Below are 16,001 nucleotides of genomic sequence, written 5' to 3'. Positions count from 1 at the left end.
GTCAGAAGCTCCGGGTTGGGCGGTCGAAGACGCGGCGGCCAAACAAGCTGGCCGTCAGGTCCACCATCAGGCGTGCCGTCTTTCCGCGATCGTCCAGAAATGGGTTCAGTTCAACAAGGTCAAGGGATGAGACAAGTCCGCTGTCATGCAGCATTTCCATGACCAGATGGCCTTCCCGAAAGGTTGCTCCCCCCGGGACTGTCGTTCCGACCGCAGGCGCAATGCCCGGGTCCAGAAAGTCCACGTCCAGACTGACATGCAGCAAGCCGTTGGCTTGCCGGACGCGATCCAGGAACGGACGGAGCAGGGCAGGCACGCCATGTTCATCAACCATTCGCATGTCGCGAACGCCAATGCCGTGCTTGACCAAAAGTTCACGTTCCTTTGGATCGATCGACCGGACGCCGAGGATCTCGACATGGTCGGGAGCAAGTTTGTGAACCAGCGGGCCGCCAAGGAGGGTGTCGAAGCCATTCAATCCGCAGGCAAAGGCAAGCGGCGTCCCGTGAAGATTGCCTGTCTCTGTCGTGTCGAACGTATTAAAATCCGAATGGGCATCAAGCCACAGAACAAAAAGCGGGCGGCCAAGTGCGTGAGCGGCAGCCGCTTGACCTGTTACTGTCCCCAGAGCAAGGGCGTGATCCCCTCCCATATAGACGGGAAAAACCGGCTCTTGGCCAAGTCGCTCCGCAGTCTTGAAGAGGGTTCGCGTCCAGCCCGCTACCGTATGAAAATTTCTGACGGCATCATTGGGCGGCCGCGCAGCACTTGCGTCTTCGGCTTGCAAGTTTCCAAGGTCGGTTACCCGATGTCCGAGCGCCTGCAGATTTTCAGCAAGTCCTGCAGTCCGATAGGCATCAGGCCCCATGACGCAGCCCCGGCGCCCTGCGCCTTCCTCGATCGGCGCTCCAACAAGTACCACGTCGTGCTGTGTCAACCTTTGCCCCATCAAACGCCTTTGCTAACTTGATTGTCGGTTAAGCGGATGGCGGAGTAAATTGTCTTGAGTGAACAATTTTGATGTCATATTGATCATTTCGGCATCATCTTTTTACCGGAATGATAATCATGGACGATCTCGACTTACAGCTTGTCAGCGCTCTTCGAACGGATGGAAGAAGATCGGTTTCGGACCTTGCAAAGGACCTTGGTGTTTCTCGCGCAACCATCCGCTCTCGGATGGAGCGATTGCTCGGTGACGGCGAGATCCTTGGATTTACGGCAGTCCTGCGGGACGATTGGCGCGACCTGCCGATCCGTGCTATCACCCTGATCGAGATCGCCGGCCGCAACACCGAACCGGTCACCCGCAAATTGTCCGCAATGACGGAAATCCGCGCCATTCATACGACAAACGGGCGCTGGGATCTGGTTCTGGAAGTCGCCACCGGCGATCTTGAGGCCTTTGATGATGTCCTCAACCGCATCCGGCTGATTGAAGGGATATCCGGGTCCGAAACCAATCTGCTTTTGACGACCCGGAAGGGCCCTGCTGTCCCCGAGTCTCCCAACTGAACCTGACGTGCTCGCAAATCGGGTGGAGGAAAGCGAAAGGGGCGCCTACACTCTGGCAATGCGAAAACACAAGGCATGTGAACGATGACCAAGCCCCTTGATCTGGCAAGCCTCGATCCGAAACCCGTCACTGTCGCGACTGGAGAGACGGCGGAAAAGGACTACGCAGTCGTTCGCCAAACCCTGGAGCGGATTACACGGGATTGGCGTGACCAGCCCAGCCTCGATCAGATGGCAGCAGAAGCCGGTCTTCAGCCAATCCAGTTACAACGCGTATTCTCACGTTGGGCCGGTTTGACGCCCAAGCAGTTTCTTCAGGCGATCACTCTGGACTATGCCAAGGCACTGCTGAGAGACCGCACCAGCGTTCTGGAAACAACCTACGAAGTAGGACTGTCAGGCCCCGGCCGGTTGCATGACCTGTTCGTCACCCATGAGGCCATGACGCCGGGAAACTACCGCAACCGCGGAGCGGGGCTAACCATTTCCCACGGGTTTCATCCAAGCCCGTTCGGCAAGGTCCTGATCATGGTCACAGATCACGGGCTGGCGGGCCTCGGGTTTGCCGATCCCGGTGAAGAACAATCGGCACTTGAGGACATGTGCAACCGATGGCCTGCAGCGGAGTTTTTAGAATCTCGCGAAAAAACAGTTTGCTATGCGCAACGCATTTTTGATCCATCCCAATGGCAACCGGAAACACCGCTCAACATCGTTTTGATCGGGACCGATTTTGAAATACGGGTCTGGCAGGCCTTGCTGCGCATACCGATGGGACAGGCAACCACCTATTCGGACATAGCCGCGCATCTTGGCAATCCCGGCGCATCCCGTGCTGTTGGAACAGCTGTCGGGCGCAACCCGATTTCCTTCGTGGTTCCGTGTCACAGGGTACTTGGAAAAACAGGAACACTTTGTGGATATCACTGGGGATTGACGCGCAAGCGTGCCATCCTGGGCTGGGAGAATGGCCTCACCCAGCCGGTCCTCGAGGTCGCGGACACCTGATTATTTTACGGGTCCTTCCGGCATTGGCCAGTTGGATGTCAGATCCCAGCCGAACGATGCCAACCGCTCGGCAGTCAGTGGCGTCAGGTCGCCAGTCACAACAAAGTCCACTCCACTGGGTGGGAACGGAAGTTGTTGGAAGCCTGTGTTCAGACTGTTGAAAGCCTGTGCACTGGTTTGTGTCCATGAAACCATATCGAGCGGCATGATGATCGCTGCAATTCCGTCTTTCCGTATCCCCACCGGATATCCGCCCACCAGCCGGACCCGCCCCAGCGATGCGGTCTTGTTGTGATAACTTTCAAGCAACACAATACGGCGCAGCTGGAAATAGGCTTCGTCACGGGTCTGCGCATCAGCCGCCCGGGCGGCAAGAATGTCGCGTCCCTCCACACCTGTCATGAAATCCAGACGATAGGCGATGATTGCCCGCTCGGTCGGGGTAAAGTTGGTGTTCTGGGACAGGCGCGTCACAACATCCGGAGTGGCACCCACCTTCAGCAGCGTTTCCCTTGTCCGTTCTTCCAGTTCGGCAAGCGTGCTATCAACGATCGAGTTGCGCAAGTCATCAGCACTGCTGGCGATGTTCGAAATCATGCCACCGGGGATCAGCGCCATCACGGCCTTGACCGTCCAGCCACCCGCCATGGAAACATTTGCCGCCTGATCAAGCTGCTCCGACAAGGGTTTGAACTTCGTATAGGGATCCACTCCGAGATCCACAGCAAGCTCCCGCTTCGCCCGCTCCTGACCGGTAATCGCCTTTGCAAATTCTGCAGGGGACCCTTCACCGCTGACGGCGCTTCCGACCCCTTTACCGATCCGGCCGAACAGGCGTCCAACACCGCTTACAGTGTTTTTCGCGGTCCCCAACGGATCGGTAACCGTACTCTCGACAAACTCGACCGGCTTCATCGCCGCCTGTTTCAAGCCATCCACAAACGTCTGATTGTTCTCCAGCGCTTCAAGGGCACGCAGGATTTCAAGCTGCTTGAGCCGAAGCTTCAGCAGCCCGTCTCCGGAGATCGTTTCGGTACCGTAAAAGGATTCAAGATCATAAATACGCAGAAAGCCATCGCTGCGCACCGGCGCAAGCACGCGATAGTCCGGCCCGCTCGCCTCCGCCCCCAGAACGGTTACAGGATCCTGTTCCGGAGGCGTTTCATAAGCATCTGAAAATGCAGAGGCACCTGTTGTTGGTGCAATCACCAGCAAGGCCGTCAAGGCCAATGCCGCCATGGAAGTCCGGAACATCATCAAACAGCCACTCCTTCTCTTTGCCGCGCATCAACGTGCCCGGCTGTTGCCTAAAAAGGAACGCCCCGCCACTGCGAGATTTACGGCCTGATCAGTCGGGTGTCATCCCATTTCGAGCCAGAACTTCGCCAACAAGGTAGAGCGAACCGCAAATCAGAATGCGCGGAGCCTCTTCATCACGTTCGGCAGATAGACAGATATCAGCCAACGCGGCCTCCAGAGACCCGAAGGCAGTGGCCTGGAGCCCGGATGCGCGCGCATGTTCGGCAAGCTCAAACGGATCACGGGCGTTCGTGGTGGTTGAAATCGGAACCGTTCCAACATGCCGCGCCAAGCCGTCAAAGGCACGAAAATAGCCTTCCGGGTCCTTCGTCGAGAGCATGCCCGTAACCAGATAAAGAGGCTTGGGATTGCGCTCTTCCTGCTCGCCCATGAAAGCCGCGACCAAAATACCGGCGCCCGGATTGTGTCCGCCATCCAGCCAGACCTCGGCACCGGCCGGACATTGCTCGAAAATCGGACCATGATTGATCGATTGCAAACGGCCTGGCCAGTTGATCGACTTGATCCCCCTTGCCGCAGCTTCTTCACCAGGCCAGAGACCCGCAGCCTTCAGTGTTTGAACCGCAAGTGCCGTATTTTCGATCTGATGCGAGCCCGGAAGGGCTGGTAGCGGCAGGTCGAACAGGCCGTCTTCGTCCTGATAGGCAAGTCTCCCCTGATCGAAACTGGCATGAAACTCCTGCCCGAACCGGGAAAGCGGTGCCTTGAGCCGGGCGGCAGAGCGTTCGAAAACCGCCTCGATCGACCCGTCCTGACCTGCAATAACAACAGGCTTTTCGGCCTTTATGATCCCTGCCTTTTCTTGCGCTATATCGGCAAGGGTTTCGCCAAGGAACTTTTCATGATCCATCGAGACCGGTGTGATCACGGTTGCGATCGGGTCGTCGATCACATTGGTCGCATCAAGCCGTCCACCAAGCCCCACTTCGAGCAAAAGCACATCGGCCGGGTGTTCGGCAAAAAGCAACAGGGCGGCTGCAGTCGTAATCTCGAAGAACGTGATTGGCTCGCCGCCATTTGCGTCCTCGCACCGTTGCAAGGCGTCAAAAAGCTGCGGATCTGTCACAAACGATCCGGTTTCACCCAGCCTGATGCGTTCATGAAAACGGACCAGATGCGGTGAGGTATAGACGTGGCAGGTCTTTCCACCGGCTTCCAGGATTGACCGCAGCGTGGCAGTCACCGATCCCTTGCCATTGGTTCCGGCAATGTGGATGACCGGAGGCAAGCGTTTGTGCGGAGCGCCAAGCGCGTCCAGCAGCCGGTACATCCGGCCGAGCGACAGATCGATCTCTTTGGGGTGCAGCGCCAGCAGGCGGTCCAAAATGGCGGTAACTTGATCCATAGCGCCCTCCGGTTCGCCAATACGAAGCGGTTCGACTTTCCGATGACCCGCCATAGGCCCTGGCTCTCACGTTAGCAAGGGCAGCTTGCAGGCTGCCCCTTCAAATGTCGGATTCTCGACAATTCTCAAGGCGAAGACGTTGCTTCAGCCCTGTTTTACCGGCACGGCCTCCGTAGAAACGTCCGGCTTGCCGTCTTGTATCGTTTCAGAAGACGCTTCTGCGTCCGTCCGTTCCTCGTCCAACTTGGGGAGCTGCACGTCCCGCTTCAACAGGATGGAACAGATGTTCGAGATCGTCTCTTTCAGGTCGTGGCGCTTGGTCACCATATCGACCATGCCGTGTTCCAGAAGGTATTCAGCGCTCTGAAAGCCTTCCGGGAGCTTCTCGCGGATTGTCTGCTCGATCACACGGCGGCCGGCAAACCCGATTTCAGCACCCGGCTCGGCAATGTGGACATCACCCAGCATCGCATAAGAGGCCGATACGCCACCCGTTGTCGGATTGGTCAAGACGACAATATAGGGAAGCCCGGCTGCGCGCAGCATCTGCACGCCAACCGTGGTGCGCGGCATTTGCATGAGCGACAGGATGCCCTCCTGCATGCGCGCACCACCCGATGCAACAAACAACACAAACGGCGTCTTGTCGTCCACGGCCTTCATCATGCCCGCAAGGATCGCTTCTCCGGCCGCCATGCCGAGTGAGCCGCCCATAAAGGCAAAATCCTGCACGGCAGCAGTGAACGCGTTGCCGTTGACATTGCCCTTGGCGACATAAATCGCGTCTTCTTCACCGGTTTTAGTCCGGTTTTCCTTCAAACGGTCGCTGTAGCGCTTGGTATCGCGAAACTTGAGCGGGTCGGCATGTACGTCCGGTGTATCGATACGTTCGTATTTGCCTTCGTCAAAGAACAGTTCCAGGCGCTTCTTCGCCGGCATCTTCATGTGATAGCCGGAACTCGGAACCACCCAGTGATTGGCCTCCAGATCACGATGGAACACCATCTCGCCCGATTCCGGGCACTTGATCCATAGGTTTTCCGGCACCTCACGCTTCTTTAGAAGATCGCGGATTTTCGGGCGGACGAGGGAGTTGATCCAATTCACGAGACGCGGTTCCGTTTTCTGAAACGTTTACTCAATACACAAAAAGCCAATGCAGCTGTTGTCTCACGCCTTGCGCGCGCGGGCAACGCCTTCGGCCAGATCCGAGACGAGGTCGGTGACCGCCGTCACGGTCCGCTCCGTCGCCCCGCCAGCCTCATTCAGGCTGTCCTTGATTGCGTTGACAAGCACCGACCCGACAACGACACCGTCGGAATCCTTGCCGATCTCGGCTGCCTGGTCGGCCGTCTTGACGCCAAATCCCACAGCGACTGGAAGCTTGGTATGGCCCTTGATGCGATTGACCGCCGTGGCTACACGGCCCGTATCGGCAATCGCAGATCCGGTAATGCCGGTCACCGAGACATAATAGACAAAGCCTGACGTGTTGGCGAGCACAGCGGGCAAGCGCTTGTCATCTGTCGTCGGAGTGGCAAGACGAATGAAATTCAACCCGGCTTCCAGAGCCGGGATGCACAGTTCATCATCGGCTTCCGGCGGAACATCAACGATGATCAGGCCATCGACCCCGGCCTGCTTTGCCTCAACGACAAACGCCTTTGGATCGCGGACATAAATCGGATTGTAGTAGCCCATCAATACGATCGGCGTGTCGTCATCCGTTTCCCGGAAAGTCCGCACCATTTGAAGGGTCTTTGCCATGGTCTGGCCTCCCTTCAACGCGCGCTGGGTCGCCAACTGGATGGGAATGCCTTCAGCCATCGGATCGGAAAACGGCATGCCCAACTCGATGACGTCGGCGCCTGCCTCGGGAAGAGCGTTCAAGACCGCCTGCGAGGTCGCCAGATCCGGATCGCCTGCCGTAATGAACGTGACCAAAGCCGGCCGCCCTGCCTCAGCACAGGCCTTGAAGCGGCGATCGATACGCGTTTCCGTCATGCACTTCCGGTCCTTTTAATGTTTAATCCCTGCCGGATACCCGGCCCTGCCGGAATTCCATCCGGCAGGATGTAGGGGCGAGGAGAACCCTATGTCAATGCGAAGCTCCGGAGAAAGACCCAGGAAAGCCATTGCCCGGTGTTGGCCCGTCGCAGGGCAAGTCGTCCACATATGCAAAAAACGCAAGGCTTTATCCGGAAAATCCCGCCTAACGCGGCCAAACAGGCCCCATATATAAAGCCGAGTGCTTCATTAATTGGAGGAAGCCATGGCGCGTTCCCAGATCGATACACAACCGGCGGTAAGACCAACTGCAAGAATTTACCAAATTCATTTAACCGATTTCAGAATTGCAGCCCTGACGCAGAAACATGCGCAAATGGATGCCCATTATTTGCAAGAGCTCTTGTACGCCGCATTCGACGGGACCAAGTCTGGCAATTCCAAACCGCGCAAATCCAAAAGAGGAAAGCCATCCGCGAAATAGCGGATGGCAATCCAATCCTCAAAACTGCCCGGTCAGAGATCGAAACCGAGCAGGTTTCCGACTGTGAAGACGTCCTTGTCACCCCGGCCGCACAGGTTCATGACAAGGATCTGGTCCTTGTCCATTTGCGGAGCCAGTTTCATGACATGTGCAAGCGCATGCGCCGGTTCCAGTGCCGGAATGATCCCCTCGACCCGGGTCAGCAACTGAAATGCTTCCAGCGCTTCGTCATCCATGATCGGCACATATTCGACGCGGCCAATATCTTTCAGCCACGAATGCTCCGGCCCGATGCCCGGATAATCAAGACCGGCCGACACGGAATGCCCTTCAAGGATCTGGCCATCATCGTCCTGAAGCAGGAAGGTCCGGTTTCCATGGAGAACGCCCGGCTTGCCCGCATTCAGGGATGCACAATGTTCTTCCCCCTCAAGTCCTCGACCACCGGCTTCGACGCCGTAGAGTTTCACTTCCGGATCGTCAAGAAAGGGATGAAACAGACCGATCGCGTTTGAGCCGCCGCCGACCGCCGCCACCAGCGCATCCGGCAGGCGCCCCTCGGCTTCCATCATCTGGTCACGAAGTTCCGTGCCGATCACCGACTGGAAATCGCGGACCATTTCCGGATAGGGATGCGGGCCGGCCGCCGTTCCGATCAGGTAATAGGTGCTGTCAACATTGGTCACCCAGTCACGCAACGCTTCGTTCATGGCGTCTTTCAGCGTGCCTGCCCCAGCCGTGACCGGCACGATCTCGGCCCCAAGCAGCTTCATCCGGAACACATTCGGTTTTTGACGCTCGACATCGGTCGCGCCCATATAGACGACACAGGGCAGTCCGAACCGGGCGCATACGGTCGCCGTCGCCACACCATGCTGCCCCGCACCAGTCTCCGCAATAATCCGCGTCTTGCCCATGCGCTTGGCCAGCAGGATCTGGCCAAGGCAGTTGTTGATCTTGTGCGAGCCGGTGTGGTTCAGCTCATCGCGCTTGAAGTAGATCTTGGCGCCGCCCAGGTGCTCTGTCAGCCGCTCGGCAAAATAGAGCGGCGAGGGACGCCCGGTGTAATGCGTGTTGAGATTTTCAATCTCGGCGTGGAACGCCGGATCTTCCTTGGCGTCCTTGTAGGCCTGTTCCAGATCCAGGATCAGCGGCATCAACGTTTCGGCAACGTAACGGCCGCCGAATATCCCGAAATGGCCACGCTCGTCCGGTCCGGAGCGCATGCTGTTTGCCATTGTGGTCACTTACTACTCCTTGCCACTGTCGCGCCGCGGGCTGCCGCAATGAACGCGCGTATGAGGTCACTGTCCTTGACGCCCTTCGCGCGCTCAACACCGGAAGAGGCATCAATCGCGGATACGCCGCTTATTTCTATCGCTTCGGCCACATTCGCCGGGTTCAATCCCCCCGAAAGCATGAAGGGCTTGGCGAGGTCAAGATCCTTGAGCAAGGTCCAGTCATAAGAGACACCGTTGCCACCGGGCAACTCCGATCCCTTGGGCGGTTTGGCGTCAAACAGGATGCGATCCGCGATGGCGGCGTAGATATGTGCTTTCTCCAGATCGGCAAGCCCGGATACCGAAACCGCCTTCATCACCGGCTTGTTGAACATGCCCTTGGCAACCGAAATCGCTTCCGGCGTTTCCGCGCCATGAAACTGGAACCAGTCCGGATCCACCAGTTCGTTAATCCGCGACAAGCTGTCGAGATCCATGTTGACGGTGACAGCCACGGTTTCAGCCTTGCCGCGCGCCATATCCGCCAGCCTTGCTGCGTCAGACAGGGTCACATGCCGCGGGCTTTTCGGAAAGAACATCAGACCGATCATGTCGGCCCCGGCGTCCAGCGCCGCCTGCATGGTCTCTTCTGTCGAGATGCCGCAGATTTTGATCGTTACACCATTCATGTCAGGTCACATTGTAAGCGGCAATGGCCGCCATATTGACGATATCGGAGTCTTTCGCTCCCATGGGTATAATCTGGACCGGCTTGTCCAGCCCGACAAGGAGGGGACCGATCACGGTCGATCCCCCGAGTTCCTGCAGCATCTTGGTGGAAATTGATGCGGAGTGGAACGCCGGCATCACCAGCACATTGGCCGGACCTTTCAGGCGGCAGAACGGATAGACGCCCATCTTGTCCATGTTGAGCGCAACATCAGCGGCCATTTCACCGTCATATTCAAAGTCGACCCGGCGGCGGTCAAGGATTCGCACCGCCTCCTGCACCTTCTCCGACCGCTCGCCCTTCGGGTGCCCGAAAGTGGAATAGGCGAGCATGGCAACCCGCGGCTCATAGCCCAGACGACGCGCCACATGGGCCGCTTCCTCGGCAATGTCGGCCAGTTCTTCTGCCGTCGGCATGTCGATCACCGCCGTGTCGGCAATCAGCACGTTCCGGCCCCGCGCCAGCGCAAGAGACACCCCGATCATACGGTGGCCCGGCTTGACATCGAGACAGGCACGTACCGTATCGAGCGCCACCGAGTAGTTCCGGGTCAACCCGGTCACCATGGCATCGGCATCACCACGGGCCACCATAACAGCGCCCCAGTAGTTGCGGTCGTTGTTGATCATGCGCTGACAATCGCGCAGCAAATAGCCTTTGCGCTGCAGCCTGCTGTAAAGATAGCTCGCATAATCCGTGTTGCGGTTTGACAACCGCGCATTCTGGATGGTGATCCCCGGCCGGTTGATATCAACGCCAGCGCTGTCGGCCATCTCCTTGATCTCGTTTTCGCGGCCGATCAGGATCGCTTCGCCCAGCCCCTGGCTGACAAAACTCGCGGCTGCACGGATCACCGGTTCTTCCTCGCCCTCGGCGAAGACCACCCGCTTAGACTGCTGACGAACCCTGGAGAAAATGCGCTGCAAGGTTCCGGCCACCGGATCACGGCGCGCGGATAACTGTTGACGATAGGCATCCATATCGACAATCGGTCGCTTGGCGACACCGGAATCCATGGCAGCCTGTGCAACCGCCGGCGGGATTGCCGAAATCAGACGCGGATCGAACGGCACAGGGATAATATATTCCGGTCCGAATTTCGGTCGCGTCCCGCGATAGGCGGCTGCAACCTCATCCGGGACTTCTTCACGCGCCAGTTCCGCAAGCGCTTCGGCACAGGCGACCTTCATCGCATCGTTGATGGTCGTCGCCTGAACGTCGAGAGCGCCACGGAAGATGTAAGGAAAACCCAGAACATTGTTAACCTGGTTCGGATAGTCTGACCGGCCGGTGGCGACAATCGCATCGTCGCGGATTTCGGCAGCCTCTTCCGGGGTGATTTCGGGATCCGGATTGGCCATTGCGAAAATAACCGGGTTTGGCGCCATCGCGCGCAGCATGTCCGGAGTGAGGGCACCCTTGACGGACACCCCAAGAAACACGTCTGCGCCTTTCATGGCGTCATACAGGGAACGGTTGTCGGTCCCGATGGCGTGTGCGGACTTCCACTGGTTCATACCACTGTCGCGGCCCTTGTAGATCACCCCCTTGGTGTCGCAGAGCGTAACGTTTTCATGCGGTATGCCCATCGCCTTGATCAGCTCGATACAGGCAATCCCCGCCGCACCTGCACCATTGCAGACGACCTTGGTGGATTTCATGTCGCGGCCGGTCAAATGCAGCGCGTTTATGAGACCCGCTGCCGCGATGATTGCGGTTCCGTGCTGATCATCGTGGAAGACCGGGATGTCCATCAGTTCGCGAAGACGCTGCTCGATGATGAAACAGTCGGGCGCCTTGATGTCTTCCAGATTGATACCTCCAAAAGACGGCCCGAGATAGCGAACCGAATTGACGAAAGCATCGACATCGGCCGTGTCGACTTCAAGATCAATGGAATCGACATCGGCAAAGCGCTTGAACAGCACCGCCTTGCCTTCCATCACCGGCTTGGATGCAAGCGCCCCAAGATTGCCGAGGCCCAAAATTGCGGAGCCGTTGGAAATAACAGCCACAAGATTACCCCGCGCGGTATAGTCGAACGCCCGTGACGGATCCTCGGCAATCGCACGCACCGGAACCGCAACTCCCGGAGAATAAGCGAGAGACAGATCCCGCTGGGTCGCCATAGGCTTGGTCGGCACGACTTCCAGTTTTCCGGGCCGCCCCTCCTGGTGAAACTGCAGGGCTTCCTGGTCCGTGAAGCTGATGTTGGTCTTGGACGGGGTGTCGGTCGGGGACATTGGTTCGGCGTTTCCTGTAAGTGCTTATTCTCGCGAAGGAGGCCGACCTTATCCCCTGAAAATATGGCACTCAAGGCGCGATTGGGCCCTTGGAATTGTGAAAGGCGCAAAAGGGTTTGATACTTTCGGCCCATGTCAGTTCAAAGCGCGCAAAAAACGGCCCCGGCAGACACAAAAGTCACGCCGATGATGGCCCAGTACATCGAGATCAAGACCGCCAATCCGGACAGCCTGCTGTTCTACCGGATGGGAGATTTCTACGAACTTTTCTTTGAGGATGCCGAGGTCGCTGCACGGGCTCTCGGCATCACCCTCACCAAGCGGGGAAAGCATCAGGGCGAAGACATTCCGATGTGCGGTGTGCCCGTTCACGCAGCTGACGACTATCTGCAGAAACTGATCGGGCTCGGCCACCGGGTTTCTGTTTGCGAACAAACGGAAGATCCGGCGGAAGCCAAGAAGCGCGGCTCAAAATCCGTCGTGCGCCGGGATGTGGTCCGGCTTGTCACCCCGGGAACTTTGACCGAAGAGCGTCTGCTTGATGCCGGTGCCAACAACTATCTGGCAGCACTCACCCGCCTGCGCGGCGGTTCACTTGGCGGCGATGCGGTTTACGGTCTTGCATGGATCGACATGTCCACCGGCGCGTTTCAGGTGTCTGAGACCGATGACCAGCGGCTCGGTGCGGATCTCGCCCAGATCAGTCCCCGGGAACTGATCATTGCCGACAACCTGCTGCAGGAAAGCGAGTTGCGTCAGACGGCAGAGCTGGCTGGTGGAGCCTTGTCCCCGGTGCCACGCGCGTTTTTTGACAGCGCGACGGCGACAGACCGTCTGGCTCATTATTTCGGGGTCAAAACGCTTGACGGATTCGGCACCTTCTCGCGGGCTGAACTATCAGCGGCTGCCGGTATTTTGTCCTATATCGAAAAAACCCAACTCGGGGAGCGTCCCCCGCTTGACCCGCCAACCCGGCAAGCCGGGGCAGGGCGGATGCTCATCGATCCGGCAACCCGCGCCAATCTGGAGCTGACCCGGACACTTTCCGGTGAAAAGCAGGGCAGCCTGCTGTCGACCATCGACCGGACCGTTACCGGTGGTGGGTCGCGCCTGCTTGCCAGCCGATTGGCCGGACCATTGATCGAACCCGAAACGATTTCCGGACGCCATGACGCCATCGCCTTTTTCCTCGACAACGAGATCATGCGCGAGGGCTTGCGCCAAACTCTGAAAGGCGCGCCGGACATGGCCCGCGCCCTGTCCCGGATTGCTCTCAATCGCGGTGGTCCGCGGGATGTTCTGGCAGTTTCCGAAGGTATGCGCGCGGTCCAGACAGTGCTTGATCAAACGGGTCATGCGGGTGCCTTTCCGGCAGAGATCGCAGCCGCCCGCACAAGTCTGGAACAGGCCCCGCACGAGCTTGGTGGCGAACTCGCCCGTGCCATCAAGGAGGATCCACCGCTTCTCAAGCGCGACGGCGGCTTCGTTGCGCCCGGATATGATGAAAACCTCGACGAATTGCGTGCGCTGCGCGACGAAAGCCGCAAGGTGATCGCCAGACTTCAGGCAGATTATTCGGAAGAGCTCGGTATCCGGTCTCTCAAGATCAAGCACAACAATGTGCTGGGCTGGTTCATCGAGGCACCGACCGCCCAGACGGAAAAGCTGACGGCCGATCCCGGACGCTTCATTCACCGTCAGACCATGGCAGGGGCCATGCGCTTTACCACGACCGAGCTGGCGGATCTGGAATCCAGGATCGCCAGCGCGGGCGAGCGGGCACTATCAATTGAACTGGGCATATTCGATCGGCTGGCCGACGCTATTGTTGCCGCAGGCGAGGCCCTCAAGGCGGCAGCTCACGGCCTCAGCATTCTGGATGTCTCCGCAGCGCTCGCCAAACTTGCCCAGGAAGAAGGCCATGTCCGGCCGCATGTGGACGATAGCCGCGCCTTTGACATCACGGGGGGGCGCCATCCAGTGGTCGAGCGGGCGTTGAAACTTTCCGGAGGCGAAACGTTTGTTGCAAACGACGCCGGTCTCGGACCGCAAAACGGAGCGGCCCACGGATGCATCTGGCTGATTACCGGTCCGAACATGGCTGGTAAATCAACCTTCCTGCGCCAGAACGCATTGATTGCCGTCATGGCACAAATGGGTGCCTATGTTCCGGCGGATAGCGCGCATATCGGCGTTGTCGACAGGCTGTTTTCACGCGTCGGAGCGGCTGACGACCTTGCGCGGGGCCGGTCGACCTTCATGGTCGAGATGGTCGAGACTGCGGCAATTCTGAACCAGGCCGGAGACCGGTCTCTCGTCATCCTTGACGAAATCGGACGCGGAACGGCCACTTTCGACGGTCTGTCGATCGCGTGGGCGACCATTGAACACCTGCACGAGGTGAACAAATCCCGAGCCTTGTTCGCAACCCACTATCACGAACTGACCGCGCTGTCGGGCAAACTGGACCGGCTGTCCAATGCCACCGTTTCGGTCAAGGAATGGAATGGCGACGTCATCTTCCTGCATGAAATTGTGCCCGGTGCCGCGGACCGGTCCTACGGCATTCAGGTCGCCAAGCTTGCAGGCCTGCCGGCAAGCGTGGTCGAGCGGTCCAGACAGGTGCTTAGCCAGCTTGAGGAGCAAGACCGGCAATCACCAGCAGAGAGCCTGATTGACGAGCTGCCCCTGTTCGCAGCTCTCACACCCACGGCCCCGGCCGCCACAGAGGCTCCTGTTCCCGATGCTGCATTGGAAAAAATCGACACGCTCAATCCGGATGACATGACACCCCGCGAAGCCCTTGAAGCGCTCTACGCCCTGAAGGCCGCACGGGCAAGGAGCAACACACACAATTAAGGGGTGACGGCTCTGCATGTGCGGGCTAGGGTTGAGGTCCTCTCGCCAACGCCTGTACAGTGCGCTTCCCAATGCTTCAGTTTCCCCGCCCGCCTCGTGAAGGCCTTTTCGCGTGCCTGCTCATTTTAGTCGGCAACATATGCGTGTCATCGCTCATCCCCTTGATGAGCTACTACATCGTTGATCACTTGGAAAAGCCGGCGTGGATGGTGAGTGTCTATGTCGGACTGGTTGCGGTCTTGTCCATGATGCTCAACCGGGCATTCGGCGAAAAGCTGGATCGGTCGGCACCTGTCCGGACCTTCCTGACCGCATCAATCCTGGCATTTATTGTCTATTCCGGCCTTTTGGCGGTAAACGGCAGTTATTGGCTACTCTTGGTGGCCGGTGTGCCACTGATGAGTATCGCAAATACCGCGAACGGCGTTGCGTTCACTTTCGGCCGCCTGCTCGCGACCGAACGCGGGTATGACGTGGCACGCATGAACTCGTGGCTGCGCATGTCCGTTTCGCTTGCCTGGATGATCGGACCCGCTGCAGCGTTTTCTTTGGTTGCCCTGTCCGGTTTCCCGGCAACATTTACTGTCTCCGCAGGCATAGGGATCTTCTGGTTCCTGCTGATGATCATAACGGTACCAAAACAATTTCGGGCTCCGGCCAAAAACCCGGGCGCTGACGAAAGCGGAAAGGACACCCCTCAGATCTGGATCGCGGCTGCCACAGTTACGCTTTTCGTCATCACCAATGTCCTCTACCTGTCAGCGATGCCGCTTTACTTCATCAAGGAAGTCGGACTGGCGGAGTTCGCTCCGGGCCTGTCGGTATCGGTCAAATGCTTCGTTGAGATCTTTGCGATTTTCGGATCGGTCTGGCTGGCACGCCGAATCCAGGCACCCACCGTCCTGATGATCTCCGCAGCACTCTCAGTCCTCACCATGATGTTGTTTGCTCAGGTTGAAACCCTGTCCGGCGTGCTGTTCATCGCGGTTCTGGATGGCCTCTATTATGGTATCGTTGCGGGAATTGCCCTGACCTTCATACAAAGTTTTGCCCCCGACAGGCCGGGTCGCGCCACCGCTGTCTACATGAACAGCTTGTTCCTTGGCTCCATGATCGGACAGGTCTCCATGGGTTTCATCGCAGATGCTTTCGATTTCCGAACCGTCGTCTATTGCGCGGCTGCAGCCGGGTTTGCCGCATTGCTGATGCTGCTTGCCACACGTGCCGTTACCGCTCGAACATCTGCTCGTGTTCCGTCGATCTGATCCGG

13 protein-coding genes are annotated in these 16,001 nt (G+C 58.3%); 5 read left to right on the top strand and 8 right to left on the bottom strand.

The genetic code is table 11. The annotated features are described in order from the left end of the window. Window position 1 precedes the first annotated feature (1 nt). Complete coding sequence (gene rocF, locus E1297_RS34465; RefSeq protein WP_155146141.1) at window positions 2-949, bottom strand: arginase; 948 nt, start codon at window positions 947-949, stop codon at window positions 2-4. Between the two features lie 119 nt (window positions 950-1,068). Between rocF and E1297_RS34460 the strand changes: the two genes are divergently transcribed. Together E1297_RS34460 and E1297_RS34455 are read left to right on the top strand one after the other, a co-directional pair. Further along, a complete protein-coding gene (locus tag E1297_RS34460; RefSeq protein WP_155146139.1) occupies window positions 1,069-1,515 on the top strand; it encodes an Lrp/AsnC family transcriptional regulator in 447 nt (148 codons plus the stop codon). Between the two features lie 84 nt (window positions 1,516-1,599). Further along, window positions 1,600-2,523 carry a bifunctional helix-turn-helix domain-containing protein/methylated-DNA--[protein]-cysteine S-methyltransferase gene (locus tag E1297_RS34455; protein WP_155146138.1) on the top strand — a complete coding sequence of 308 codons (924 nt, stop codon included), beginning with the start codon at window positions 1,600-1,602 and terminating at the stop codon, window positions 2,521-2,523. On the opposite strand, the gene E1297_RS34450 is transcribed toward E1297_RS34455, so the two are convergent. From E1297_RS34450 to trpA, 4 genes are all read right to left on the bottom strand, one after another. Continuing rightward, entirely contained in the window at window positions 2,524-3,780 is a 1,257-nt protein-coding gene (locus E1297_RS34450) for a hypothetical protein (RefSeq protein ID WP_155146136.1), read from the bottom strand. 91 nt (window positions 3,781-3,871) lie between these two features. Continuing rightward, a complete protein-coding gene (locus E1297_RS34445; RefSeq protein WP_155146135.1) occupies window positions 3,872-5,188 on the bottom strand; it encodes a folylpolyglutamate synthase/dihydrofolate synthase family protein in 1,317 nt (438 codons plus the stop codon). A gap of 144 nt (window positions 5,189-5,332) precedes the next feature. Continuing rightward, on the bottom strand, window positions 5,333-6,295 hold the full coding sequence (accD, locus tag E1297_RS34440) for an acetyl-CoA carboxylase, carboxyltransferase subunit beta (RefSeq protein ID WP_368669784.1): 963 nt from the start codon (window positions 6,293-6,295) through the stop codon (window positions 5,333-5,335). Window positions 6,296-6,358: 63 nt separating this feature from the next. Then, a complete protein-coding gene (trpA, locus tag E1297_RS34435) occupies window positions 6,359-7,192 on the bottom strand; it encodes a tryptophan synthase subunit alpha (RefSeq protein WP_155146133.1) in 834 nt (277 codons plus the stop codon). A 268-nt stretch (window positions 7,193-7,460) separates the two neighbouring features. Between trpA and E1297_RS34430 the strand changes: the two genes are divergently transcribed. After that, entirely contained in the window at window positions 7,461-7,679 is a 219-nt protein-coding gene (locus E1297_RS34430; RefSeq protein ID WP_155146131.1) for a hypothetical protein, read from the top strand. Window positions 7,680-7,711: 32 nt separating this feature from the next. On the opposite strand, the gene trpB is transcribed toward E1297_RS34430, so the two are convergent. From trpB to E1297_RS34415, 3 genes are read right to left on the bottom strand one after another with little or no spacing between them, the layout of a single operon-like run. Then, window positions 7,712-8,917, bottom strand: coding sequence for a tryptophan synthase subunit beta (gene trpB / locus E1297_RS34425; RefSeq protein ID WP_155146245.1), 1,206 nt, complete (start codon window positions 8,915-8,917; stop codon window positions 7,712-7,714). Window positions 8,918-8,922: 5 nt separating this feature from the next. Further along, a complete protein-coding gene (locus tag E1297_RS34420) occupies window positions 8,923-9,588 on the bottom strand; it encodes a phosphoribosylanthranilate isomerase (RefSeq protein ID WP_155146129.1) in 666 nt (221 codons plus the stop codon). Window position 9,589: 1 nt separating this feature from the next. Continuing rightward, complete coding sequence (locus E1297_RS34415; RefSeq protein WP_155146127.1) at window positions 9,590-11,872, bottom strand: NADP-dependent malic enzyme; 2,283 nt, start codon at window positions 11,870-11,872, stop codon at window positions 9,590-9,592. 132 nt (window positions 11,873-12,004) lie between these two features. On the opposite strand from E1297_RS34415, the gene mutS reads away from it, so the two are divergent. Further along, entirely contained in the window at window positions 12,005-14,731 is a 2,727-nt protein-coding gene (gene mutS / locus E1297_RS34410; RefSeq protein ID WP_155146125.1) for a DNA mismatch repair protein MutS, read from the top strand. Window positions 14,732-14,802: 71 nt separating this feature from the next. After that, entirely contained in the window at window positions 14,803-15,996 is a 1,194-nt protein-coding gene (locus tag E1297_RS34405) for an MFS transporter (protein ID WP_155146122.1), read from the top strand. Window positions 15,997-16,001 lie beyond the last annotated feature (5 nt).

This window comes from Roseibium sp. RKSG952, from assembly GCF_009711355.1.
Note: the sequence above shows the minus strand (reverse complement) of the source record. Positions and strands in the feature narration are given on the sequence as shown.